21 protein-coding genes and 2 tRNA genes are annotated in these 23,093 nt (G+C 44.5%); 10 read left to right on the top strand and 13 right to left on the bottom strand.

The genetic code is table 11. The annotated features are described in order from the left end of the window. Positions 1 to 33: 33 nt before the first annotated feature. The 3 genes from ACI882_RS00955 to ACI882_RS00945 all read right to left on the bottom strand — a co-directional run bounded on the left by ACI882_RS00955 (position 34) and on the right by ACI882_RS00945 (position 2,046). Entirely contained in the window at positions 34 to 1,041 is a 1,008-nt protein-coding gene (locus ACI882_RS00955) for a DUF2804 domain-containing protein (RefSeq protein ID WP_411745357.1), read from the bottom strand. Positions 1,042 to 1,153: 112 nt separating this feature from the next. Continuing rightward, complete coding sequence (locus ACI882_RS00950; protein WP_411745358.1) at positions 1,154 to 1,582, bottom strand: DMT family transporter; 429 nt, start codon at positions 1,580 to 1,582, stop codon at positions 1,154 to 1,156. Then, positions 1,579 to 2,046, bottom strand: a complete 468-nt coding sequence (locus tag ACI882_RS00945) for a DMT family transporter (RefSeq protein WP_411745359.1) — start codon at positions 2,044 to 2,046, stop codon at positions 1,579 to 1,581. Before ACI882_RS00945 ends, ACI882_RS00950 begins: the two co-directional genes overlap by 4 nt. Before the next feature lie 95 nt (positions 2,047 to 2,141). On the opposite strand from ACI882_RS00945, the gene ACI882_RS00940 reads away from it, so the two are divergent. Next, complete coding sequence (locus ACI882_RS00940; protein WP_411745360.1) at positions 2,142 to 2,639, top strand: MarR family winged helix-turn-helix transcriptional regulator; 498 nt, start codon at positions 2,142 to 2,144, stop codon at positions 2,637 to 2,639. A 227-nt stretch (positions 2,640 to 2,866) separates the two neighbouring features. On the opposite strand, the gene ACI882_RS00935 is transcribed toward ACI882_RS00940, so the two are convergent. From ACI882_RS00935 to ACI882_RS00925, 3 genes are all read right to left on the bottom strand, one after another. Further along, a tRNA-Met gene (locus tag ACI882_RS00935) sits at positions 2,867 to 2,943 on the bottom strand. Positions 2,944 to 3,033: 90 nt separating this feature from the next. Further along, positions 3,034 to 3,110: transfer RNA gene (locus tag ACI882_RS00930), tRNA-Met, on the bottom strand. A gap of 86 nt (positions 3,111 to 3,196) precedes the next feature. Beyond that, entirely contained in the window at positions 3,197 to 5,974 is a 2,778-nt protein-coding gene (locus tag ACI882_RS00925) for a DUF349 domain-containing protein (RefSeq protein ID WP_411745766.1), read from the bottom strand. A gap of 139 nt (positions 5,975 to 6,113) precedes the next feature. On the opposite strand from ACI882_RS00925, the gene sbcB reads away from it, so the two are divergent. Next, positions 6,114 to 7,622 (top strand): exodeoxyribonuclease I, encoded by a 1,509-nt coding sequence (gene sbcB, locus ACI882_RS00920; protein WP_411745767.1) that lies wholly within the window; start codon positions 6,114 to 6,116, stop codon positions 7,620 to 7,622. Next, entirely contained in the window at positions 7,619 to 9,178 is a 1,560-nt protein-coding gene (locus ACI882_RS00915; protein WP_411745768.1) for a YiiX/YebB-like N1pC/P60 family cysteine hydrolase, read from the top strand. The genes sbcB and ACI882_RS00915 overlap by 4 nt, the downstream gene beginning before the upstream one ends. Here the strand turns inward: ACI882_RS00915 and ACI882_RS00910 are convergent. Next, positions 9,168 to 9,908, bottom strand: coding sequence for an enoyl-CoA hydratase (locus ACI882_RS00910; RefSeq protein ID WP_411746680.1), 741 nt, complete (start codon positions 9,906 to 9,908; stop codon positions 9,168 to 9,170). The two genes, ACI882_RS00915 and ACI882_RS00910, sit on opposite strands and share 11 nt — an antisense overlap. Before the next feature lie 165 nt (positions 9,909 to 10,073). On the opposite strand from ACI882_RS00910, the gene ACI882_RS00905 reads away from it, so the two are divergent. Next, the gene (locus ACI882_RS00905) at positions 10,074 to 11,588 is read left to right on the top strand and encodes a fumarate hydratase (RefSeq protein WP_411745195.1); all 1,515 of its coding nucleotides are present in this window, start codon (positions 10,074 to 10,076) and stop codon (positions 11,586 to 11,588) included. Between the two features lie 98 nt (positions 11,589 to 11,686). Here ACI882_RS00905 and ACI882_RS00900 read toward each other — a convergent pair whose 3' ends face one another. The 3 genes from ACI882_RS00900 to ACI882_RS00890 are packed head-to-tail and all read right to left on the bottom strand — an operon-like array spanning position 11,687 to position 13,245. Next, positions 11,687 to 12,235, bottom strand: coding sequence for a dihydrofolate reductase family protein (locus tag ACI882_RS00900; protein WP_411745196.1), 549 nt, complete (start codon positions 12,233 to 12,235; stop codon positions 11,687 to 11,689). 38 nt (positions 12,236 to 12,273) lie between these two features. Next, positions 12,274 to 12,732, bottom strand: coding sequence for a YbjN domain-containing protein (locus tag ACI882_RS00895; RefSeq protein ID WP_411745197.1), 459 nt, complete (start codon positions 12,730 to 12,732; stop codon positions 12,274 to 12,276). A 48-nt stretch (positions 12,733 to 12,780) separates the two neighbouring features. Then, positions 12,781 to 13,245, bottom strand: coding sequence for an Lrp/AsnC family transcriptional regulator (locus ACI882_RS00890; RefSeq protein ID WP_411745198.1), 465 nt, complete (start codon positions 13,243 to 13,245; stop codon positions 12,781 to 12,783). Between the two features lie 142 nt (positions 13,246 to 13,387). Here ACI882_RS00890 and ACI882_RS00885 point away from each other — a divergent pair, with 142 nt between their 5' ends. From ACI882_RS00885 to ACI882_RS00875, 3 genes are read left to right on the top strand one after another with little or no spacing between them, the layout of a single operon-like run. Further along, a complete protein-coding gene (locus ACI882_RS00885) occupies positions 13,388 to 14,308 on the top strand; it encodes a DMT family transporter (protein ID WP_411745199.1) in 921 nt (306 codons plus the stop codon). 14 nt (positions 14,309 to 14,322) lie between these two features. Then, positions 14,323 to 15,507, top strand: coding sequence for an aromatic amino acid transaminase (locus tag ACI882_RS00880; protein WP_411745200.1), 1,185 nt, complete (start codon positions 14,323 to 14,325; stop codon positions 15,505 to 15,507). Beyond that, on the top strand, positions 15,497 to 16,402 hold the full coding sequence (locus tag ACI882_RS00875) for a hypothetical protein (RefSeq protein WP_411745201.1): 906 nt from the start codon (positions 15,497 to 15,499) through the stop codon (positions 16,400 to 16,402). Before ACI882_RS00880 ends, ACI882_RS00875 begins: the two co-directional genes overlap by 11 nt. On the opposite strand, the gene hisI is transcribed toward ACI882_RS00875, so the two are convergent. From hisI to ACI882_RS00860, 3 genes are all read right to left on the bottom strand, one after another. Beyond that, the gene (gene hisI / locus ACI882_RS00870; RefSeq protein ID WP_411745202.1) at positions 16,391 to 16,801 is read right to left on the bottom strand and encodes a phosphoribosyl-AMP cyclohydrolase; all 411 of its coding nucleotides are present in this window, start codon (positions 16,799 to 16,801) and stop codon (positions 16,391 to 16,393) included. The two genes, ACI882_RS00875 and hisI, sit on opposite strands and share 12 nt — an antisense overlap. 26 nt (positions 16,802 to 16,827) lie before the next feature. Beyond that, complete coding sequence (locus ACI882_RS00865; RefSeq protein ID WP_411745203.1) at positions 16,828 to 17,700, bottom strand: AEC family transporter; 873 nt, start codon at positions 17,698 to 17,700, stop codon at positions 16,828 to 16,830. Positions 17,701 to 17,794: 94 nt separating this feature from the next. Beyond that, on the bottom strand, positions 17,795 to 18,952 hold the full coding sequence (locus tag ACI882_RS00860) for an aminotransferase class I/II-fold pyridoxal phosphate-dependent enzyme (RefSeq protein ID WP_411745204.1): 1,158 nt from the start codon (positions 18,950 to 18,952) through the stop codon (positions 17,795 to 17,797). A 67-nt stretch (positions 18,953 to 19,019) separates the two neighbouring features. Between ACI882_RS00860 and gluQRS the strand changes: the two genes are divergently transcribed. From gluQRS to ACI882_RS00845, 3 genes are all read left to right on the top strand, one after another. Then, positions 19,020 to 19,889, top strand: a complete 870-nt coding sequence (gene gluQRS / locus ACI882_RS00855; RefSeq protein ID WP_411746679.1) for a tRNA glutamyl-Q(34) synthetase GluQRS — start codon at positions 19,020 to 19,022, stop codon at positions 19,887 to 19,889. 65 nt (positions 19,890 to 19,954) lie between these two features. Further along, complete coding sequence (locus ACI882_RS00850) at positions 19,955 to 21,541, top strand: sensor histidine kinase (RefSeq protein ID WP_411746678.1); 1,587 nt, start codon at positions 19,955 to 19,957, stop codon at positions 21,539 to 21,541. Continuing rightward, complete coding sequence (locus ACI882_RS00845; protein WP_411748430.1) at positions 21,534 to 23,081, top strand: DUF3369 domain-containing protein; 1,548 nt, start codon at positions 21,534 to 21,536, stop codon at positions 23,079 to 23,081. The genes ACI882_RS00850 and ACI882_RS00845 overlap by 8 nt, the downstream gene beginning before the upstream one ends. Positions 23,082 to 23,093 lie beyond the last annotated feature (12 nt).

Raw genomic sequence — 23,093 nt, 5'->3', positions numbered from 1 at the left:
TTTTTTCGGAAAAATCTCAGTAAATAAGCGCATTTACCAGCGATTTCTAACCTTTTCGGCAAAACCAAATAGAGATTTCACCTCTATTTTTTCACCATCAATACGCATATAGCCCTTAAATTCACCGAAGACCTGGTGTGCATTCTGGCCTATTACGAATAAATCTATATTTGTGTGATTGTCATAAATGGGGTAAAAATCAAAATACAACGAATCATCATTTGAGGTAACCTTCCATGGGCTAATAAAGTCGTCGCTAATGTGAAAATGCACTTCATCAATTTTATGACCCTTTTTATCGTAATAAAGTATATTTTCAGTGGCTTGTTCGGTATTGCCAAAACCATACCCCAAATTAAAACCAATGAGATGACCGTTTTCTTTGCCTGAGGCACTGCTCCAATACCAGGTGTTATCGTAAGTCCAAACGCCCCTACCCCAATCCAATAAGCCAAAGTTATCATCTAAGCTATAACGCCTTTCACCCACGGTAAAATAACCGCTGGCGGCTAAATGATTTATTTTTTGGTTGTAATAAAACGCCTTCTTTTTCTCAAATGGCGTAACGATCACTAAATGATCATCATTTAAAACATTTAGCGTTAAATCGATGGTTGCGTCTTCTAAACCCTTTAATTTTCGAGCTTGGGCTTTGATTAAAATTTGATCAAACTTATATTCGTAACTTATTGATAGGTCTTTACTGTCATAAGCCACTGTACCCGACAACAACTGATTAGGCATATTCAGGTGCTTTCTTGCGTTAAATAACATCTTGGTATAGTCGTATTTTTTTTGATTTTTAAAATCGAGAAAAACAAACCCCGCTAACCCCATGTAGTTGTTGTCCGCAATGGTGATTGCCAAGCCATAGTCTTTATTACCAACAAAAAAATAATCCCACTCTTTTAGCCTTAAACGCGAAGCAGTTACCTGACTTTTATCGTAATGTAAGACTTCTTTTTTACTGTAACCCGCCTCCATAACATGGCCGTTTTCGTCTAAAACATTGTGAGGGGTTTGGATTCTATTTTGGTTCATACGTAACCTTCTTTTTATTATTTTTTTAGATAAACCGCGTTTTTTGCACCTCTATAAGTTATCGAATTTACAGATGATGTACAGCCTTTATTTTTAAGCTAGGTTTTGTTGCCTAGCGATCAGACATTATGTAAAACCCAACAATCACCATTAGGCACCCAAGGAATATCAAACCGGTAGGTAAATCTATTGCTAAAGTTACTTTCCCTAACCACATATCAATAAAAACACTAACAATCAATTGGCCAGAAATTACCAATAATGTCGACATCGTTACACCAATGCGGATGACCACAAAACTGTTAAGCCCTACATACAACCCGCCAATGATACCGCCCAAAAATAGATAGCTTGGAATAGACCCAATCGCTATGGGCATGCCTTGCACGGCAAACAGTAAAAAAGTTAAAAGAACGAACCCGCCTAAATGATTGATCCAACTGGAATAAAACGCGCCTTTATAACTTGATAAACGGCCATTTATAATTCGAGCAAGTGATATTAAAACGCCGTTGAGCAAGCCCAGCATAACCAACATCATGACATGCTTCCTTTGGATAAAAGTATAAGTAAGCTACCTCCTAAAATTAACAGCGAGGAGATCAAGCGACGCCGGTTGAGCTTACGCATGGTCATGCCAAACCAGCCCCATTGATCGGTAAAAAGCCCAAAAACAACCTGCCCCGCAATACCTAATACAATGGCGCCGGTTAAACCAATCGTACTATTGACCAGAATCACAGCCAACACCACAACCATGGCACCAGGCACTCCACCGAAAAAAGACCACCATGGCGGTGAAGCCTTATTGGTAACCTGTGACGGAGTCGAAAAAAGGCGAAGAGTGATCACGATAAGGAAAGCTGCTATTGCCCCCGTACCATGGGCAATCCAAGAAGCACCCATCGGGCTAGCGTAATTTGTTAAATAGCCGTTTATCGCCATCATAGCCGCCAATAGTGCACCGCCTGCAAAAGCGATAGTTGCTATAAAGTATCGATTCAATGTACCCTCCGAAACTATCTTGATATTAAGATATATTTTGCCTGCATTTTATCTTGATATCAAGATATATAAATCTACTGCATAGGAATTCAGAAATGTCACACACAAAAGACCCAGTCGATTTAATTAGAGAGCAATGGCATCGAGAGCGCCCTGAGTTACCGACAGATGCCATGGCAACCCTTGGGCGGCTCAAACGTTGCTCAGCACTCTACCAACCGGTAATAGACAACGTATTTAAGGAATTCGGTTTATCGAGCTGGGAATTTGATGTACTGGCCACCTTAAGGCGCTCCGGAACACCTCATCAATTATCACCAACTGAGCTGTTTAGAACCTTACTAGTAACCTCAGGGACGATGACCCATCGTTTAAAGAATCTTGAAAAAAAATCGTTGATAGAGCGTATAGCAAGCCTCGACGATGCACGCAATAAATCAGTTAAGTTAACAGCCTATGGACTGGAGCTAGTTGAGCAGGCACTGGTTAAACATGTTGATAACATGGAGGCATTGCTATCCCCTTTAACTGAAACTGAAAAAGCGGAGCTAAATCGTAGCCTTAAGAAGTTATTATTTATTCTTGAGAATTAAAGTAAAGACCAGCCTCTGTTCAGGCTGGCCATTCTACGCTTATCCAACAGCTGAAAAAAACCGCTAATCTTTCGATTAACGGTTTCTTTAATATGGTAGCGGCGGTGCGACGATTCGCGGGCGGATTTGGACTATAAAAAAACCGTCGGTTCTAATCTGGCCCTTCTACAATAAAACCATCGGGCGAAAAAAAACCGCTAATCTTTCGATTAACGGTTTCTTTAATGTGGTAGCGGGGGCCGGATTTGAACCGACGACCTTCGGGTTATGAGCCCGACGAGCTACCAGGCTGCTCCACCCCGCAACAAACTGGCCTAACAATCTTACTGCTTACGAATAAGCATTTCTTCTAAATCTTCCAACTTCAGCAATTATAATTACTGAACGTTGTAATTGGTAGCGGGGGCCGGATTTGAACCGACGACCTTCGGGTTATGAGCCCGACGAGCTACCAGGCTGCTCCACCCCGCATCAAACTGTCGCTAGTGATAAATAAATATCTCTCAACGGGGGCGCATAATAATGACTTCCACTTTCAAGTCAACTAACTTTTTGATTTATTTAAGATTTTTCGCTAAATATTGGTTTCTAGCGACCAATAATCGGCTCTCAAATTGCTCATAAGTTGCTTTTTCTACTGACCCTATGGATAGCCAATCCACCACGCTTCGGTGCATTTGCGCGTCGGTCAGTTGATAGCCGATACCGTCAGATAGCTTTTGAACTTGTAGGTTCATGCGCATGCTGGCGTCTTCTTCGGGGCTTTCAACACCGACGAGGATTTCAAAATCGAGTGTTTTTTCATGCATTGCGGCTTGGTTTAGCTCGTCAACGGGCTGCTGCCATTGTTCATGCTGATCAAACAGCGCTTTGGCGGCACTCGGTACTTTTATGGCTTGCCACTGTTCGTTAAGCTCTTCTTCACTTAGAGATTCAAAGCGCGCGCGCTTGACCCATTGTATAACGGCTTGCCAGTGTGCATCTGCATTGGCTCGCTTGGCGGCACGCGCGGCTGCTGTAAATACATCACAAGCGGCTTTGAAACGCTTGGTGAGTGCTGGGTAGTGCTCTTTAGGTAAGGTGCCTATTTGCTCATACTGGGCTTTTAGGTTTTCATAAACAGATTGATCCGACTCTGGTTCAATAGAGTTTTCTAAGGCCTCTAAACCGGCGATGACTTCATTGGCTTGCACGCGGTTAGTTTCTAAATCGGCTTTGAACGATTCGGTTTGCACATCGCGCTTGGTAAATAAGGCGTCGCAAACTTCACGGAACTCTTTCCATAACCGTTGCTCATCTTTGCGAGCCACTATGCCTGCGCTTTTCCAATCTTGTTGCAGCTTTTTGGCTTCGGTGGTGGCTTTTTTAACGTCTTCAAGCTCTAACAAGGCTTTGGCGCGCTCAATAATTTGCTGCTTTTGCTCTTTAAACACGGCTTGCTCTTTGGCCAACTGATTAAATAAGCTTTGGTGTAAAGTATCGAATTGCTTCTGGATCCCTTTGCTGGCGGCACGATCTACAGGCGAATAATTGCGCCAATCGTTACGAGCGGCTTGCAGTATTCGGTCTATTTCTTTGATGTCGGGCGCAGTCCAGTCAATCATGGTGGAGTATTGAGTGAGTTGCTCAACCACTTCTTTACGCTTAGATAAGTTTACTTCGCGCAAGTGTCTTTGCTCGGAATAGAATTCTTTGCACGGTTCATAGGCTAGCTGGGCTAGTTCGTGAAACGTCTCCCATAAATCTTGCTGGCGATTTTGCAGGCCACGACTTAGCAGCTTCCACTCTTCTTGCATGTCACGGATAGATTGCGCGCGCTCATCTGGAGTGACCGATTGATGAACTAAGGCATCCATCTTTTTAATAAGGGCTTCTTTTTTTGGCAGTACGGCGTAGCTTTGCCAGTCACGCAGTTTTTCAAGGGCTTCGGTGGTGTCATCGAGCATTTTTTTCAGGCCGGCGTGCTTATCAAAATTAAAGCCGACAAGTTTTTCTTCTACACCTTGATACAAACCAGACGCTCTGCGGATAGAGCCTTCATCAATAGCCGATTGACATCGACGTATTTGGCCACGAATGGCTCGAACTTGGTCAATTTCTTGTTGGCGGTGTTTGGCTAACGTGGCTTCATGCGCTTTCAGTGCTTGTTTGATCTTAGCAATTGGGGCAGGTGTGTTGTCGCCAATCACCTGCTCTACATCGTGCAACCAGTGCTCTAGTTCATGCAACAGGGCGTTATTGGTGCCTTTGGTCATGGCGGCAACAATGGCATCGTAGTCGCCATATACGGTATGCAGGGCATGTAATTTCGCTAAACCCACTTCATAAGCTGTGCAGGCTTTATGGAAAGCAACCGCTTCAGCTTTAGTGGTCGGGCTTACTTGCTCACTTTCGCGCCATTGGTGTTGAATACCGGTTAAAAAATGTTGATTCTGCTGAATCAGCTCTTCACTCATGACGCCTGTTTCGATAGCACCGACTAGATCTTTAATTAGCGTATCGATCAGGATTTGGCGTTGTTCGGAGATTACGCCTTGGTTCTCTATCTTAACTTGACCTGAGTCTGCTTCTTGATTGTCGGATTGTAATTCAGCTTCTTGTTGGCTGACCTTTTCTACGGCTACCGGATTCACTGCTGCTGGACTGGGTGTGGGCTGCAGTTCGGCTTTTTCTAGCTCAATACGAGCCACTACTTGCTGGTTTGCAGCCTCAAATTGGGCTTTAACGGTGTCGGTACTACTCACGGCACAATGTGACCACTGATCTAACAAACCACGATGTTTGGCTTCTAGCATTGGGTCGTGGCTGGCTTTGGCTAATTGCGCTAATGCAGCAATAACAGCTTGCTGCTTGTCTAGCAAGGCCTGCTGAGCTTTTTCACCTTCGTGGAGGGTGTCTAATTTGTTTTTTACAATGCGGTAAACTGTTTTATCTTTGGTTTTTGCAGCTTGCGCGACTGCGATCAAAGCTGATTCTTCGCTAAGATGAGCGGCTGCCAACTGACGTACCGATGCACTATACCCTTCGGTTGCAATGCTTTGCAATATATTGGACGCTATACTTTGAGCTTCAACATCCGAAAATTGCAGCTCAAGCATGGTGCGTTCATTCTCAGGTAGCGCTGCAGAGACATCGTTTAAAATGGAGTTATCGGCTTCAATTAACTTAGAGAGCTGCACTAACAGATTCTGCTTCTTTTTGCCTTCTGCTGTTGAAATATCTTCCGCTAAGCCCGCTGGTGAAGTTAAAACTACTTTTGCAGCGGGTTTAATGACCTTTTCGGGGGCTTTAGTTTTTGCTACCGTCTTTTTACGACCAAATAATTTCTGAAACAAAATATAACTCCTAATTTTAACGAAGCCTAACGGCGAAAGAGGCTTAAAACCCATAATCACCGCTGGAAACTGTCACCATTGACAGGAAACCGTTAGCATACTCCCTTCTAGCACCGTGCGGAACAGGACAAAAGTAGGCATGAAACAAAATACTCCAACCGAACCCACCTTACTCTGGTACGACTATGAAACCTGGGGTGTAGACCCAAGGCGAGACCGAATTAGCCAGTTTGCAGCGATCCGCACGGATTTAAACCTAAACCCTATTGGCGAGCCGGTGAACTTGTTTTGCCAACCTTCAGTCGATACCGTCATAGACCCCGATGCAGTCATGATTACCGGTTTATCACCGCTCACAGTTGCACAGCAAGGTTTGAATGAATGGGACTTTGCCCAGCAAATATATCAACTTATGTCGGTTCCGGGTACCTGCAGTGTCGGCTACAACACCATTCGCTTTGATGATGAATGCACCCGCTATTTGTTTTATCGCAACTTACTCGACCCTTATGCCCGCGAATGGCAAAATGGTAACTCGCGCTGGGACATCCTTGATGTTGTCCGCATGTACGCAGCCTTACGCCCAGAAGGGATAACATGGCCAAATCATGAAAACGGCTCGCCATCGTTTAAGCTAGAGCATTTAACCGCGGCCAATGGCCTTGCACACGAAAACGCGCACGATGCCGTCAGTGATGTAGAAGCCACCATTGGTTTTGCTCGTTTACTAAAACAAGCCAACCCTAAGCTGTTTGCTTTTGCCTTTAGTTTACGTTCAAAACATGAAGCTCGCGCTCACTTAGATTTAGTGAATCGCACGCCGCATCTACACTTTACCGGTAAAATTGCAGCAATTGAGCACTGCATGGGCATTGAAGTACCACTCTTTGTTCACCCAGACCGAGCCAATGAAGTGGTGGTAATCGATATACGGAAGGACCCAAGCTGGCTATTGGAACATTCACCAGAAGATATCCGTCAATGGCTGTTTAGCAAAACTGAAGACCTGCCTGAAGGCATTGCTCGGCCTCCGTTGCGAACAATCCACCTAAACAAAAGCCCAATGATTGCACCGTTTAAATCACTCACGCCAGTATTAGCAGAAAATATGGCGTTAGATTTAACCTCCATAGAAACCCATGCAAAAACCGTTGCCCAAAACCAAGAGTTTATACGCATTGCACTTGAGGTCATGAGCCAACCACGTAGCTATGCTGAAGAAGGCAAAGAGCAAGACCCTGAGCACCTCCTATATGATGGCTTTATTGGCAATAAAGATCGCGCAATATTAAATGAAATGGCCTTTGGCAAAATAAACAAAGAGCAATGGATCGCAGAGGCACACCATTTTAATGACGCACGCTTACAGCCTTTGGTTGAAAATATTCTTGGCCGTCACTTCCCCGACGTATTATTGGCCGAACAGCTCGAAAACTGGTGTAAACAGCGTATAAATGCACTAACAACGGCGGAACTTGGTCAAAAATTGACTGTCGAAGCCGCATTAGCCAAACTAGACGCCTTATTAGTAAACCACAGCGACCACAAGGCTTTGATCGATACGCGTATTTATTTAGAACAATTGGCAGCGCGTTGGTTTGAATCTGCAGAGACATCTGCCCTCGATGAACAATTGGATTTATTTTGAAATTGACCCGTTTTTTAGCACGCCTAAGCTTTATATCGACAGTCATCTGTTCTGTCGTTTTCGCGAGCGTGCCAATGACGGAACCTGTCACCTTTTTGCAGGCGGTGCAAATTCAGCGCTCAGGCCTAAATAACTTACTCGCTTACATTGATAATCGACCAGAAATTTTTAGCCGAGGGAAAAACACAACCAATGTCCTGACGCGTTTTGAGCGCCAGCAAGTTAAAGACTTATGGATTGTCTATTTAGATTATATGGGCGCTCTGCAGCAACTATCCGAGCAATCAAAAAATTATTTCCAGTATTCAGGGTTAGATCGGGAGCAGCAAAAAAAGCGCCATCAATTGGCTTTTAATGCGCATTACCGATTTGCCATAGAGTTTATTGTGCGAGTTGACCACGACAAGGAAATTCAAAAGTGGCTTAATAAAGCACATTCTGATACTCGACTAAAAAAGAACACCTATAAAAAATTCAAACAAATAATGCTGAGTGATTGGAAAACCGATAATTTTGATCAACTAAACGCCCCCACTATTTCATCTTTTACGCCTGCAGCGGAACTCGACCAAGCACTTTGGCAAGACCGACTCGCGATTAGCCGAATAAACCGTTTTGCTTTGTTAACCAACCACAGTGTTTCTTGGTTCAAAGGCTTAATTTACAGTGGTTGGTACCCTCTGCAAAAAAATGTTGCTTGGGGCATGGGCAAAGTAAAGTTTTGGCGCATTGGTCAAACGCTTATCACACCCGAACAGGCGTTATCTTTTAGTCGCAGTTTTCAGCCCGGTGATTTTTACATCACCCGCAAAGAATGGCGTATGACCAACTTAGGTATTCCCGGCTTTTGGACACACTCTGCCCTTTATATCGGCACTGTTGCAGAGCGCGAACAATTTTTTAATGGCCCTGAAATTACCGCCTGGGTCATGAGCCAAGGTATTGCATCGGGTAAGTTTGAAGATTTGCTGTTGGCCACCAGCGATATGTATCGTAACCAGCCTGGTTATGATAATAGCGGCGAAATTAGAGTCATTGAAGCACTCAACCCAGGGGTGATTTTTAATTCGATTGAATCATCGCTTGATGCTGACGCCGCGGCAGTATTCCGCCCCAATCTCTCTAAATTAGATATCGCCAAAGCCATTCAAGGCTCCTTTACCTATACAGGCCGGCCTTACGATTTTCATTTTGATTTTGATAGCGACTCGGCCATGGTGTGTAGCGAGCTTATCTACAAGGCGTACCAAACATCGCCATTACAAAAAGGTATTGAGTTTCCAATAAACATCGTAGCAGGTAAGAAAATGTTAACGCCAAATACCATCGCTCTGTGGTATGAACAAACGCGTAAAACTGCGAACCAGCAAATTGAACTGGTAATGTTTATAGACAGCAATGAAAAAGCCGGTGTTGCTTTTGAATCAACGGAACCGGCTTTTATTGGCTCTTATAAACGGCCAAAATGGCACGTTTTTCAACAGTCGAAATTTACGGACATCGATAAAAAGATGCCCGATACCGCTAGCGACAGCGGCCTGCTACCTACTTATTAAAAAATGCGGCCACGGCGTTTTTAAAATCATCGCTTTGTAGTCGCTTACGGAATAAGTCACCTTCTTCATCAATAGTCTGAAGTGTTTTTGACATATAAGTTTGCTTCATTAATTTCTTGGTAATACGAACCGATTCAGCTGGTAACTTAGCGAGCGTCTGTGCGTGTTGAAACGCGGCACTGAAAAATGTTTCATCGCTGTACACCTCGTTAATTAAACCCGCCAATTTTGCCTCATGCGAATCAAAGGTTTTACCCGTTAACAGCCATTCAGCTGCCTTGGCATGACCCACTCGTAACGGCAGTAAGTACGAACTACCAAACTCGGGTACTAAGCCAAGGTTGACGAACGGCATTTGGAATTTGGCATTTTCGCCACAGAAAACTAAATCACAGTGCAGTAATAAAGTTGTACCAATGCCCACAGCTGCACCATTAACGGCTGCAATGATCGGTTTGGGGAAGTCAGCGACCGTCATTAAAAAGCGAAATACCGCGGCATCATCGTCTTTTGGCGGGTTTTGCATAAAATCGGCTAAATCGTTGCCGGCGGTAAAGCATGATTTTTGCCCAGCAATCAACACGACCTTTACTTCGTCGTCTATACGAGCATCTATAAACGCTTCGGCCAACTCTTTGTACATGCTTTCGGTAATGGCGTTTTTCTTTTCTGGGCGATTAAAATGTATCTCTAGTACACCCTGAACAATTTTCTTTGTGATGTCAGACATTGGAGCTCTCTGCATTTGATTTACCTCCCAATTTAAACGAGCGTTTTAATTTTGCAAGTAATCCCTTATAAATTAGTCGTATATTCACTATAGAGCGCAGCCGACAGCGCCTATTTTGGTGTACACTTGCGCCTATAGCCCAATAAATTCAGGCAGGAGCGAGAGATGACCCAAATTAAACAAGAAGATCTAATTCAAAGTGTTGCCGATGCCTTGCAATACATATCTTATTACCATCCGAAAGACTTTATCGACGCAGTTCACCAAGCCTATTTGCGTGAAGAGTCTCCAGCTGCCAAAGACGCAATGGCGCAAATTTTGATCAACAGCCGTATGTGTGCTGAAGGTAAGCGTCCTATTTGCCAAGACACCGGCATTGTCACTGTATTTTTGAAAATAGGCATGGACGTGCAGTTTGGTGACGCCACCATGGGCGTTGAAGATATGGTTAACGAAGGCGTTCGTCGTGCTTATATGCACCCAGATAACATTTTACGCGCCTCTATTTTGGCCGACCCCGATGGCGCGCGAACAAATACCAAAGACAACACCCCTGCCGTTATTCACACCCAGGTTGTGCCTGGCAACACCATTGATGTACAAGTCGCAGCCAAAGGCGGCGGCAGTGAAGCTAAAACCAAATTTGCCATGCTTAACCCTTCAGACTCGGTCGTTGATTGGATACTGAAAGTCGTACCAGAAATGGGCGCAGGCTGGTGCCCACCGGGCATGCTCGGCATAGGTATTGGCGGTACAGCAGAAAAAGCTATGCTGATGGCGAAAGAATCGCTAATGGACCCAATCAATATTCAAGACCTGCAAGACAAAGGCGCAAGCACGCGCTCTGAAGAGTTACGTTTAGAGTTATTTGATAAGGTCAACAAACTCGGCATTGGTGCACAAGGCTTAGGCGGTTTAACCACCGTTCTTGACGTCAAAGTTGTTGATGCCCCGACTCACGCTGCCAACAAACCTGTAGCGGTTATTCCAAACTGTGCAGCTACACGCCACGCTCATTTTGTTTTAGATGGTAGCGGAATTGCCGAATTACCAATTCCAAAGCTATCTGATTGGCCTGACATTGTTTGGGAAGCCGGTCCGTCTGCGCGTAAGGTCAACTTAGATACCTTGAAAAAAGAAGACATGCTCGATTGGCAGCCAGGCGAAACGCTGTTGCTGTCCGGTAAAATGTATACCGGCCGAGATGCCGCGCATAAACGTATGGTCGATATGATCAACAAAGGCGAAAAACTGCCCGTCGATTTAACCAATAAAGTAATTTACTACGTTGGCCCAGTCGATGCTGTACGTGATGAAGCCGTTGGACCAGCCGGCCCAACAACAGCAACACGCATGGATAAGTTCACTGACACGGTACTGGAACATACAGGATTGATAGGTATGGTCGGTAAAGCCGAACGTGGCCCTATTGCAATTGAGTCTATTAAAAAGCACAAAGCGTCTTATATGATGGCCGTTGGCGGTGCCGCTTACTTAGTATCTAAAGCGATACGCAGTGCGAAAGTTGTTGCCTTCGAAGATTTAGGTATGGAAGCCATATACGAGTTTGAACTCGATGAAATGCCGGTCACCTTAGCAGTGGATACCAACGGCGAGTCAGTACATCAAACGGGTCCAAAAACTTGGGCAGCGAAAATTGCAGCGAAAGAGTTATCATAACGATTATCTATTAGAAAATAAGAAGCGTTGACGCTACAGCGCTTCTTATGTAGCCCGTTAAAACGACGTGCTGAAGCAATCACTAAGCTTAAAACTGACTATTCATCACTGTAGTTACATAAATACGTTGTTTGTACAAAACCGTTGTCATAAGCCTGAGTTTCAACATGGCTTAAGTACATGTCTTTTTTCAGTGGTCCTGCGAATAGCGGCATTCCCTCTCCCAAAAGAACCGGTGCAGTCATGATGGTGATGTCGTCAACAAGCCCCGCTTGCAGGAATTGTTGCGCTGCTTTGCCCCCATCTAAAAAAACTCTCGACTCACCATCTGCATCCAGTTCTATGGCTAAGTCTTCGACAGACCCATCGAACAATTGAACTTGTTCAGCCAAATGTTTAGGCGCCTCTTTTAAGGTTTTCGTCAGTACCACCACTCGTTGATGCGGGTATGGCCACTGCGTTTCTGCAAGGCATTTGAGAAAGGTTCTTCGACCCATGACCACGGTGGATACCGACTTTAAAAACTCAGTACGACCGAAGGTGTCATTATCACTACCATTACCAGCTCGCACTCGCCAATCAAGCTGGCCATCAAGCCGGGTAATAAACCCATCTAAACTAACCACTGCAAAAATCGAATTTTCCATAACGGCTCCGTGAAATGAGATGGGTTTAACCTTTTCAATCAGTGTAGCTGAGCATCAAAATCATCCATTTGATCTAAGTCGTCTAATAGCAGGACCTCCATGTCGACTAACTGCTTATAGAGCGAGTCAGCCTCGTCAAGCAGCAAAGTTAACCATTGGCTAAATTGCTTTTGCGTGAGGTGCTTAGAGGGTATTGCATGACTGATTAATAAGCGAGGAACATCGTTATCAGCCATAGTAATCATCACCTTGACTAAAGTAGCGTCGTAGTTCATGAAATGCACAGCGCCTTGCAAAGGTAAAACTGCCGAGAAACGTAGCGCTATTTCGAGTAGAAAATGACATCGAAATTCATCAACAAAAATACGTGATTCTAACACCCCTTCTTGCCCTTCCCATAAAGGCAGATGTATACCTTCGCAATCACCGCAAACATAAACTTCTATTTTTTCTGCTTCTACCCATTGCTGTACTTTTGCTCGCGTCAGTTCGCTCATATCCGCTTGGTGTCTCTGTGGTTCATTTTCGGCAATTGTAAACTGCTGCTAACTGCTTTGCACATCTAAGGGCGCAAATTCCTTCACCGACCGAATAGCGAACGAGCTATCAATGGTATTTACCATGCTCAGCCGCTGTAAGCGTTTTACCCAGTTTTCATAGGCAACCAAATCTTTGACGACGACGTGCAATAAATAATCAAAAGAACCCGAAACGGTATAACAACTGATCACTTCACTCATGGTTTCGACGGCTTTTTCAAAACTCACCACCACCGGCTCTTGATGCTGGCTAAGCCGAACGTGAACAAAAACCGTGATCGATAACCCAAGCTTTTCTCGACTTAACCGCGCATGCAAACCTGTAATTAACCCAGACTGCTCTAACTGACGAATACGACGGGCACAGGGCGAGGCGGACAACCCAACTTTTTCAGCAAGCTCTGCCGCGGTAGCACGAGCATCCTTTTGTAACAGGCTTAACAGCTGTCTGTCGATACGGTCTAATTTCATGCTTAGCTCAACTTATCAACTTTTTATAAAAAATAGCCCATTACTGCTAAATATTCAAATTAATGTAGCAAATATTAACAACGGCAAGCGGCCATCGCGGCGCATACTGTCCGCCAAATACAACCACTCAGGCACTGAATAAATGACCTCGCAAACCTTTTCTGTCATCCCAATAGATGGCGACAGTCGCCAACAAAGAATCGGCTTAATGGCCGCTCTGGGCACCGTCACCATTTGGTCGTTATACTTTATGTCTTTGAAGGTAGGTGCCCTATCAGCGCTTTCATCTATAGATTTAGCCCTGCTTCGCTTTGCTATCCCTGCTTTGTTGTTATTGAGTATTTTTTTGCGTTCATGGTCACTCTACAAAAAAACACCTTGGGTATATAAGTTGGGGATTGTTTTTGGCGGTGGCTTACCATTTTTTATGGCCTCTGCCGGAGCCATGAAAGCGTCCGGTGTGTTATTTGGCAGCACGTTAATTCCGGGCGTTGCGCCACTGTTCGTCACGCTTATTGCCATCACGCTGTTTAAACAACCGCTACCAAAGAAGCGCTTAGTGGGTTTAATTGCTATTGGGTTTGGCACCATTGCGCTCTTAGCTGGGGCTTGGATTCAAGGTAACGGCCAAGTGTTTCGCGGTGCGCTCATGTTTGTGGGTTGCGCGTTTTCATGGTCTTTGTTTACCATCAGCGTACGCCAAAGCAATTTACGTCCGTTGCAAATAGCGGCTTTAGCGGCGGTTCCCAACGGGGTTCTCATAACCTTGTACCTTCTGGCTTTTCAACCTAATTTGACGCTCTTGAGTATCCCGTTTAACGAATTACTGGCACAGGCCTTGGTTCAGGGTGTGTTAGTTGGTATTTGCTCTGGTTTATTTTACAGCATAGCCATTGGTCGCTTAGGCGCAGAGAAAACGGCCGCCATTGGTTCGTTAACGCCTATCGTTTCCACACTGCTGGCGGTTATTATTTTGCAAGAAGCACTCGAATTGATACCAGTGTTAGGGTTATGCTTAGTCGCCACTGGCGTTATTCTCGCTAGCCGAGCCCAATCTACTTAAAAACGGAGTCTTTCATGTTTCAGGCAATACCTGCACCTAAGGGTGACCCGATTCTTTCTTTGATCACTGCTTACAATCAAGACCCACGTACATCGAAGATCGACTTAGGCATTGGTGTGTATAAAGATGACCATGGCATTACGCCCGTGATGGAAGCCGTAACACTGGCAGAACAAAAACTTTTACAAGCCAATGGCTCTAAAAGTTACCAAGGCCTTACCGGTGATGAGCAATTTAACGAATCTATTGCCAACCTATTACTCAGTGGCACTAAAGCGCTTGAGTGCAGTGCTACCTTGCAAACACCCGGCGCCAGTGGTGCCTTACGAATGCTAGCCGACCTCATCGCGGTGACTGCCCCCAATGCAACGGTTTGGATCAGCAACCCTAGCTACGTCAACCATCGCCCTATTATGGAAAAAGCCGGGCTCGCGGTTCGTGAATATACCTACTTGGACCCCCAGACCAAAGCCGTAGATGAAGAAGCCATGCTCGCGCAAATAGCGCAGCTCGGTGCGAATGATGTCGTATTACTGCACGGCTGCTGCCATAACCCAAGTGGTGCAGATATGTCGTTCGCGGCTTGGCAAAAAATAGCTGAATTGGCCAACAACAATGGCTTTTTGCCCTTCATTGATATTGCTTATCAAGGCTTAGGTGATGGCCTAGAAGAAGACGCTAAAGGCTTGCAGTACATTGCGAATAACGTTGAAGAATTTGTTATTTCAACTTCTTGTTCAAAAAACTTTGGCCTGTATCGTGAGCGCACTGGCGCTGCCATTATTGTTAGCCAGAGTAAAACCGCGGCAATGAATAGCCGAGGAAAAATGTGTGAGCTAGCGCGCGGTTCATACTCAATGCCACCGGCACATGGTGCAGCGATTGTTGATACCATTTTACGAGACGATCAGCTTAACCAAATTTGGCGCAACGAACTTACCGCCATGAATGTGCGTGTCAACGGTTTACGTTCAGCCTTAGTCGAAGAGTTTCGCGCGGCGACGCAGTCTAATCGCTTCGACTATTTTGGCGCACATAAAGGCATGTTTAGTTTAACGGGCATTAGCGATGAACACATTGCACAGTTAAAAGACCAGTTTGGCATTTACATCGTAGGTGGCGGACGAATCAACGTGGCAGGGTTAAATAGCTCTCAGGTAAAGCCTTTGGTGGCGGCGTTTGTAACCATTGGCGCTTAACCTAAACCGTGCTCAATGGAGCTTACTGGCGCTGATCCCCATCGCCAGTTTGTTTTTTATTGGCGGCCCTAATGCAACAGTATTACCTTGGCTGCGTTACGCTTGGAACCTTGGCCACATTGGGTTTTTCTTTGTCGCTACTTCGAGTATTTGCGTTGCTTTACCTAAGTTCAGCCGTGAAAGGCCTTGGCAATATTTAGCCATTATTGCTGTAGCTAGCTTAGCCATTGAAACTATTCAACTGGGAATTGGGCGAAATTTTAGCTTGCTCGATATTGCACGTAATTTAACCGGTGCTTCATTGGCACTCGCCCTTCTGTTAAAAACTGCGCTACCAAAACCTGCATTGCTGATCAGTTTGGTCTTTTTATTGTTTGATGCCAGTAAGTTCACCCAAGTTGCTATTAATGATTGGAGCTACCAACACCGTGGCCCGTTAATTGAAAACTTTGAAACAGATCAATTTATGGCTCTTTGGCCCAAGCATATAGAGCGCAGCCAAGACTTGGTTTTTGAAGGTAGTTACGCTGGTTTAGTTCACTTAAAAACCGGAAAGTTCTCAGGCATTAACATTTCGCCTGTACTACGCAATTGGTCTGGCTATCAGGCGGTGCATTTAGCCATTTTTAACAGTCAGAATTATTCGCGTGCCATTACTATTCGCCTGCATGATGTAGCGCACGAGCTGTCACCTCAGAATTATTCAGATCGCTTTAATAAGACGTTTGACTTATTACCCGGCTGGAATTCGCTGTCCATTTCGCTTGATGAAATAAAGTCTGCACCTAAAAACCGGCCGATGGATACATCTAAGATGCATCAAATCGGCCTGTTTTATTCGAATTTAGAGTCAGATGATTATTTGTTCATTGATGATATTCGCTTAGAGCCCTGAATCAACATCATTCAAAACACTCACAACGGTCTCATTGGCTTCGTAAAAGAAACAACTGCGTCGATTCGTATGACAGGCGGGGCCTTTTTGATCGACCAATAACAATAGCGCATCACCATCGCAGTCGGCACGCATAGCAATAAGTTTTTGCTGGTGACCCGAACTTTCACCCTTACGCCAATAGGTTTGACGCGAACGAGACCAATAGCAAACCTGCTTAGTTGATAAAGTTTCACGGATCGACTTTTCGTTCATCCACGCCATCATCAACACTTCACCGGTATCGTGCTGCTGAGCGATGGCGGGTATGAGCCCGTCTTCGTTGACGATGATGTTGCTCAAAAACGCGTCAAGGTCTAAAGAAGAACCCGCGCTTAATATTTCCCATTGTTTAAACATGATACAGAAACTCTTATATGGCGATATTACAGCACAAAGTATAGTACCAGTGGCAATGTGATAACAGTGGCCGCATTGGCAAACAAGACGATCGCGGCCACTTTATCTGGCTCTTGCTGATACTTTTCAGCGATTAAGAAATTTAAAACCGCAGGCGGTAACGCAGCGAATAACCAAATCATTTTTTGTTGAACTTCAGGTAAGGGTATTAACGTCGCTAACGGCGCGGCGACTATAAGCCCTAGAACTGGCGCAGCAACCGCACCTAACAGCCCCAACTTCCAGCCTCGTACATCTAAACTTAATAGCCGTACTCCCAGCGAGAACAACAATAAAGGCACGGCAACACTGCCTAATAACCTTAGCGATTCAACCACCCAAGGGGGAAGTTGAATATTAAATAAAGACAAACTTAATCCAATAGCAGTGGCAATAATCATCGGTTGTTTCAAGAACGCAAACGAACGGTCTTTGGGGCTAATTATCCATATACCGGTGGTGAAATGCAGCGTATTTTCAACAATAAAGATGATAATTATGGCCGGTAAAAACTCTTCGCCGAAGGTAAATAGCAATAACGGGATGCCAATATTGCCACTGTTCTTAAACATCATGGGCGGCACGAAGGTTTTCACATCAATATGAAAAAGCTTGGCTAAACCCCAAGCTGCAAGCCCAGGTACCATGGTAATTGAGAAGGCCACTAAAATAAGCGGCCCGTAGTCAGGCAAATTTATGGTCTGCTCAGCAAACACACTTATAATTAGAAATGGCACAAATACATCTAAATTAATGGCGTTGACCGTGTCCATCGATGGCTTTTTTGATCGGCTGTAAATATAGCCAATAAGTACCGCAATAAAAATGGGCGCAACAATTTCAAAAATTCTATACATCATAATAACTAATAACTCTTACAGGGCTAGCGCAGGTGAATAAGAATATCCTAATACCAGTCTAATTCTATGGGACTAAAGTACCGCCTCAGCCAGACTATTTATTAAGAAAAGCATTTAACCGCTCGACGGCTTCAGTCAAACGCTCAACATTAACTGTATAGGCTAGGCGAGCGGTGGTATTAGGGCTTGGGCCTCCAAAATCGGCCCCTGGTGCCAATGCGACACCAGTTTCATTCAGCACATGGGCACACCATGCAAGCGAATCATTCGTATAGGGCGAGACATCTAAATACAAATAGAAAGCACCATCGGGATTTGCCATTATATTCAAACCAATTTTAGGTAAGGCGGTCATTAAGTAATCGCGACGTTTCTTTAACTCGTCTCGCTTAGCAAAACTTTCAGCTTCGACATCTTCGTCAAAACAACGCAATGCCGCATATTGGGCTATAGAAGAAGCAGACAAATACAGGTTCTGCGCAATGCGTTCACAGGCACCAATGGCGTGATCAGGCACGACAAGCCAGCCTAAGCGCCAACCGGTCATGCCATAAAACTTCGAAAAAGATTGAATCACCCAAGCGTTATCGTCTGCCTCTAAAGCCGTAGGTGCGAGACCTTCAAATACTAAACCGTGGTAAATTTCATCGGCAATAAGGGCGATGTCATTTTTTTTGCAAAAGGCCGATATTTCCTGCCATTGTTCTAGCGACTGCACAGTGCCAAGCGGGTTACTTGGCGAGGCTATTAATAATGCCTTTGATTTTTCATTCGTTGCATATTGTAAAGCAGACATTGACAACGCCATGGCATTTTTTTCATCCATAAAAACACGCCGACTGGTGGCATCAACCATGTGCAACAAATTTGAGTTACATGGGTAGCCTGGCTCCGGCAATAACACCTCGTCTCCTGAGTTGACCAAGGCCAAAAAAGCCAGTTGCAGTGCAGCTGATCCACCGGGGGTAATAATAATTCGTGCAGGATCGATGTTAAGTCCATGCCAGCGCTGGTAACGCTGAGCAATTTTTTCTTTTAGCGGGGCTAAGCCCGTACTGGAAATATAACCTTGATTATCACGCGCAATTGATTGAGTTGCCGCCTCTAAGATCGCAGGTGAGGCAGAAAAATCGGGTTCTCCAACAAACAGCCGTATCACATCTTTGCCTTGTGCTTCCAATGCCACCACTTGCTTTAATACTTGGATAACCTGAAACGGGCTGATATGTTGACAACGTTGTGCGAGCTGCATAGATCTAATCCTTTCGTGTTATATTTTACCAATGAAGCCATAGTATCGAATTCGAAGGATCAAATCATTGACAAACTATCGCGGTCGTTTTGCCCCAACGCCATCAGGGTCTTTGCATTTTGGCTCGCTCTTCGCAGCTGTGGTGAGCTACCTAGAAGCTAAACAACACCAGGGAAAATGGCTGGTGCGGATTGACGACATCGACCCACCGCGCGAGCAACCCGGTGCGAGTGACGATATTTTGCGAACGTTAGAAGCCCACGGATTATTCTGCGATGAGTCTGTGGTTTATCAAAGCCAACAGAGCGCATTATATGAGTACCGATTAGAGCAGCTTTTCCAGCAAAATTGTTTGTTTTGGTGTAACTGCTCGCGCAAAGACTTGGCAGGCCAGCCTGTATACCCTGGGACTTGTCGTAAATACCACCATCCGCGAGAACATTGTGCTATTCGAGTCAGCATTAACAGCGAACATGATCAGTACTTTGATCAATTTCAAGGCAACCAGCTATCTAACCCTAAGCGAGATTGCGGTGATGTTATTCTAAAACGTAGAGATCAGCATTATGCTTACCAATTGGCCGTTGCCGCCGACGACATTGAGGCAAGAATAAGCCATGTCATCCGTGGTATAGACCTAATGCCATCCACATGGTGGCAACGTGCTTTATACCAACTATGGCAAGTACCTTTGCCAGTCTATGGTCATTTTGCCGTCATCCACCCCGTCAATTCTGATCAAAAATTGAGCAAACAAAATCTAGCCCGTACACTTAACAACAACCAAGCGGAGCAAAACTTACATAAGGTACTGCAATTACTGGCAATCCCAGTCGAACGAGACAGCTGTTGTCGCATGCTTAGCCAAGCGATAACAATGTATCAACCAAACCAACTAGCCAAAAAACAAATACTCACCTTAGAAAATATGGACTAGACTGAAAAAAAACGATTAATATGACTACTATGATAAGAATTCGCCAGAGTCTGAGTCGCACTCTCATGTTTTACATCGCACTTGCGGCGTTTAGCGTTTTATTAATTATGGTATCCGTCCAGTATTACTCGCTAAAGTCAGTTTTAGAACATACCCGCGAAAACAACATTTCTGCGTCACTTGAAAATATGTCACCGTTATTAGCTCGATCCCTGTGGTTTTTTGATGAAGCATCCATTGAAGAAGCATCTTCGGCCATCCTTAGGGACCAATTTATAACCGGAATAAGCTTAAACGACCATAAGGACTTATACCGATTAAAGTTGGGGGATCTTTCAAATCAAGTAGAGTTAAACCCCCAAATAGAGTCACAACAAGACATCAGCAGCGCCCACAGGCTGCGCTACCAGGTTCCTCTTATTATCAACTTTGATCAAGGCCAGCCTATCAACATAGGTACTTTGCTTGTTACTTCGGACAATAAACAGCTTAACCAACAAATTTTCGAAGTAGCCAAAATCAGTTTACTGGTCAGCGTGGTGGTGATTATTTTGCTACTCGCCATTGTAAGTATCATCACCAAGTGGGTTATCGCACAACCACTTGAATCTTTTACGGCTCACGTCCAAACCCAAATGCAAAACTTAGATACCTTGGTTATCGAGCATAAGGGGAATTTAGGAGTACGCAACGATGAAATTGGCCGACTCTACCGTGAGTTTAATGCTCAGCACAAAGCGCTCTTTGAGCGGGATCAAAATTTAGCGCTGTATCAAGCTCAACTTGAGAGCACGGTCCAGCAAAGAACCAGTGAACTGAGCACAACCAACCAAGAACTCTCACAGTCTTTAGAGCAGCTGCAAGTTGCACAAAAAGAGCTTATCCAGCAAGAGAAACTAGCATCACTTGGCGCTTTAGTTAGCGGTATTGCCCATGAAGTGAATACGCCTTTAGGCATCGCCATCACAGCGACCAGTAACTTATCGGAAGAGATCAAAATTACTCACCAGCAGTTTATTGATGGCACCCTAACCAAAACGGGTTTTAACGACTTTTTCGACACTTGCCTCGAAACGGAACTATTATTGACTAGCAACTTAAATCGCGCAGGCAAGCTCATTCAATCATTCAAAATGGTGGCGGTAGATCAAGCCAGTGACGAACAACGTCAATTTAATCTATACAAATATACTGAAGAAATTATAACCTCACTCAGCCCAACATTGCGGAAAACAAAGGTCAATGTAGAAAACAACATAGACCCCAATATCATGCTGTATTCCTTTGCTGGGGCGTACTCTCAAGTACTCACTAACTTAATATCCAACTCATTACTGCATGGTTTTAAAAACGGCAGTTTAGCCGGCAACATCTCAATTAACTCTGAAGATCATGCGGATTTTTGTACCATTATCTACCGAGATACGGGTAAAGGCATGCCAGCAAACGTTCTCGAGCATATCTATGATCCATTTTATACCACTACCCGAGCAGAGGGCGGCAGCGGCTTGGGGATGAATATTGTATATAATTTAATAACGTCTAAACTTGATGGCATGATAGAAACAACAAGCGAGCCTGAGCAAGGTATCAAGGTTACAATGACATTAAGAAAACAAAAACATAACAATAAAGGCGGTGACCATGAGTGACGAATTAGTTTTTGCAGCAGAAGCAAATGTTACTGAACAGCCAACGTCACCTAGAAAACCTTGGAAAGTACTGATCGTCGATGATGACGAAGAAGTTCATAGCATCACTAAGCTTGCGTTACGCAACTTCACATTCGATGATCGCCCATTACAATTCATACACGCTTACACTGGCGTTGAGGGCATTGAGCAATTGCGCGAACATAAAGATGTCGCTGTCTGCTTATTAGATGTAGTAATGGAAACTGAGCATGCGGGGCTAGACACCGCTAGCCGTATCCGTACTGAATTAAAAAACAGCTTTGTTCGTATCGTACTTCGCACTGGCCAGCCTGGCCAAGCCCCTGAAGAAACTATCATTGCAGAATACGACATTAATGATTACAAAGAAAAAACAGAGTTGACACGCGGTAAACTGCACACCCTGATGTACTCTTGCTTACGCAGCTACCGTGATATTTTATCGTTGGAGCGCTCTCGTAAAGGGCTAGAACGCATCTTAGAGTGCTCTACTCAATTGCAGCAAAAAACCTACTTAAAAGACTTTGCCCGAGGTATTTTAGAACAAATATCAGCCGTTATCGCTCAAGATGAAGATGCTTTTTATGCAAAAAATGATGGTGTCGCCGCTTTTGATAACACGGGTGAGCTTAAAGTCATTGCCGGAACGGGTGAGTTTACCGAATGCGAAAATAGAAACGCCGCCGAGATAATCCCAAAAGAGTTTACCGATATCATCAATGGCAAAGAGATCGGTTTTAGGTCTCAAATGACCCAATCTGGTTTTGTTTGCGTAAACCGAACCAACGAACGACACATGGGGTTACTTTTTTTACGTGATCTTAAAACCCGCAATGAACTTGAATCTAGTTTGCTGCACATGTTCTGTCGCAACGCTTTGACTGCCTTTGAAAATATCTCGTTGCGGACTCTGCTAGAAGAAAGTCAGCGTGAAATTGTGTATATGCTAGGCGATGCCGTAGAGCACCGATCTAAAGAAACGGGTTTACATTTAAAGCGCGTAGCTGAAATCGCCTACTTGTTAGCTCAGAAACTAAACCTGCCAAAAGATGAAGCCGATGCCATTCGCGAAGCAGCTCCACTTCACGATGTAGGCAAAATATCTATCCCGGATGAAATTTTAAACAAACCAGCAAAACTAAATCCGCAAGAGTGGGAAATTATGAAGACTCACTCTCAAGTGGGCTTTGATATGCTGAAAACCTCAGATAAGCCTCTGTTAAAAATGGGCGCAGAAATAGCAAGAGATCATCACGAACGTTGGGATGGTACCGGCTACCCGGCGGGCCTTGCCGGTAAAGACATTAGTATTTCTGGCCGAATTGCCGCAATAGCGGATGTTTTTGATGCGCTATGTTCACGTAGAATCTATAAAGCTGCTTGGGACATGAAAAGCGTTGAGGAGTATTTTCAGCTTCAGCGCGGCCTACACTTTGACCCCAGCTTAGTTGACATATTGTTTGAAAATCTAGATGAATTTATAGACATTCAGTCGCGCTACAAAGACCCTATTGCCTAGCGACGCAGTTAA

The sequence above is a fragment of the Reinekea sp. genome, from assembly GCF_046710285.1.
GTDB lineage: Bacteria > Pseudomonadota > Gammaproteobacteria > Pseudomonadales > Natronospirillaceae > Reinekea.
The sequence above is the reverse complement of the archived record's forward strand: the minus strand, read 5'-3'. Positions and strand labels throughout refer to the sequence as shown.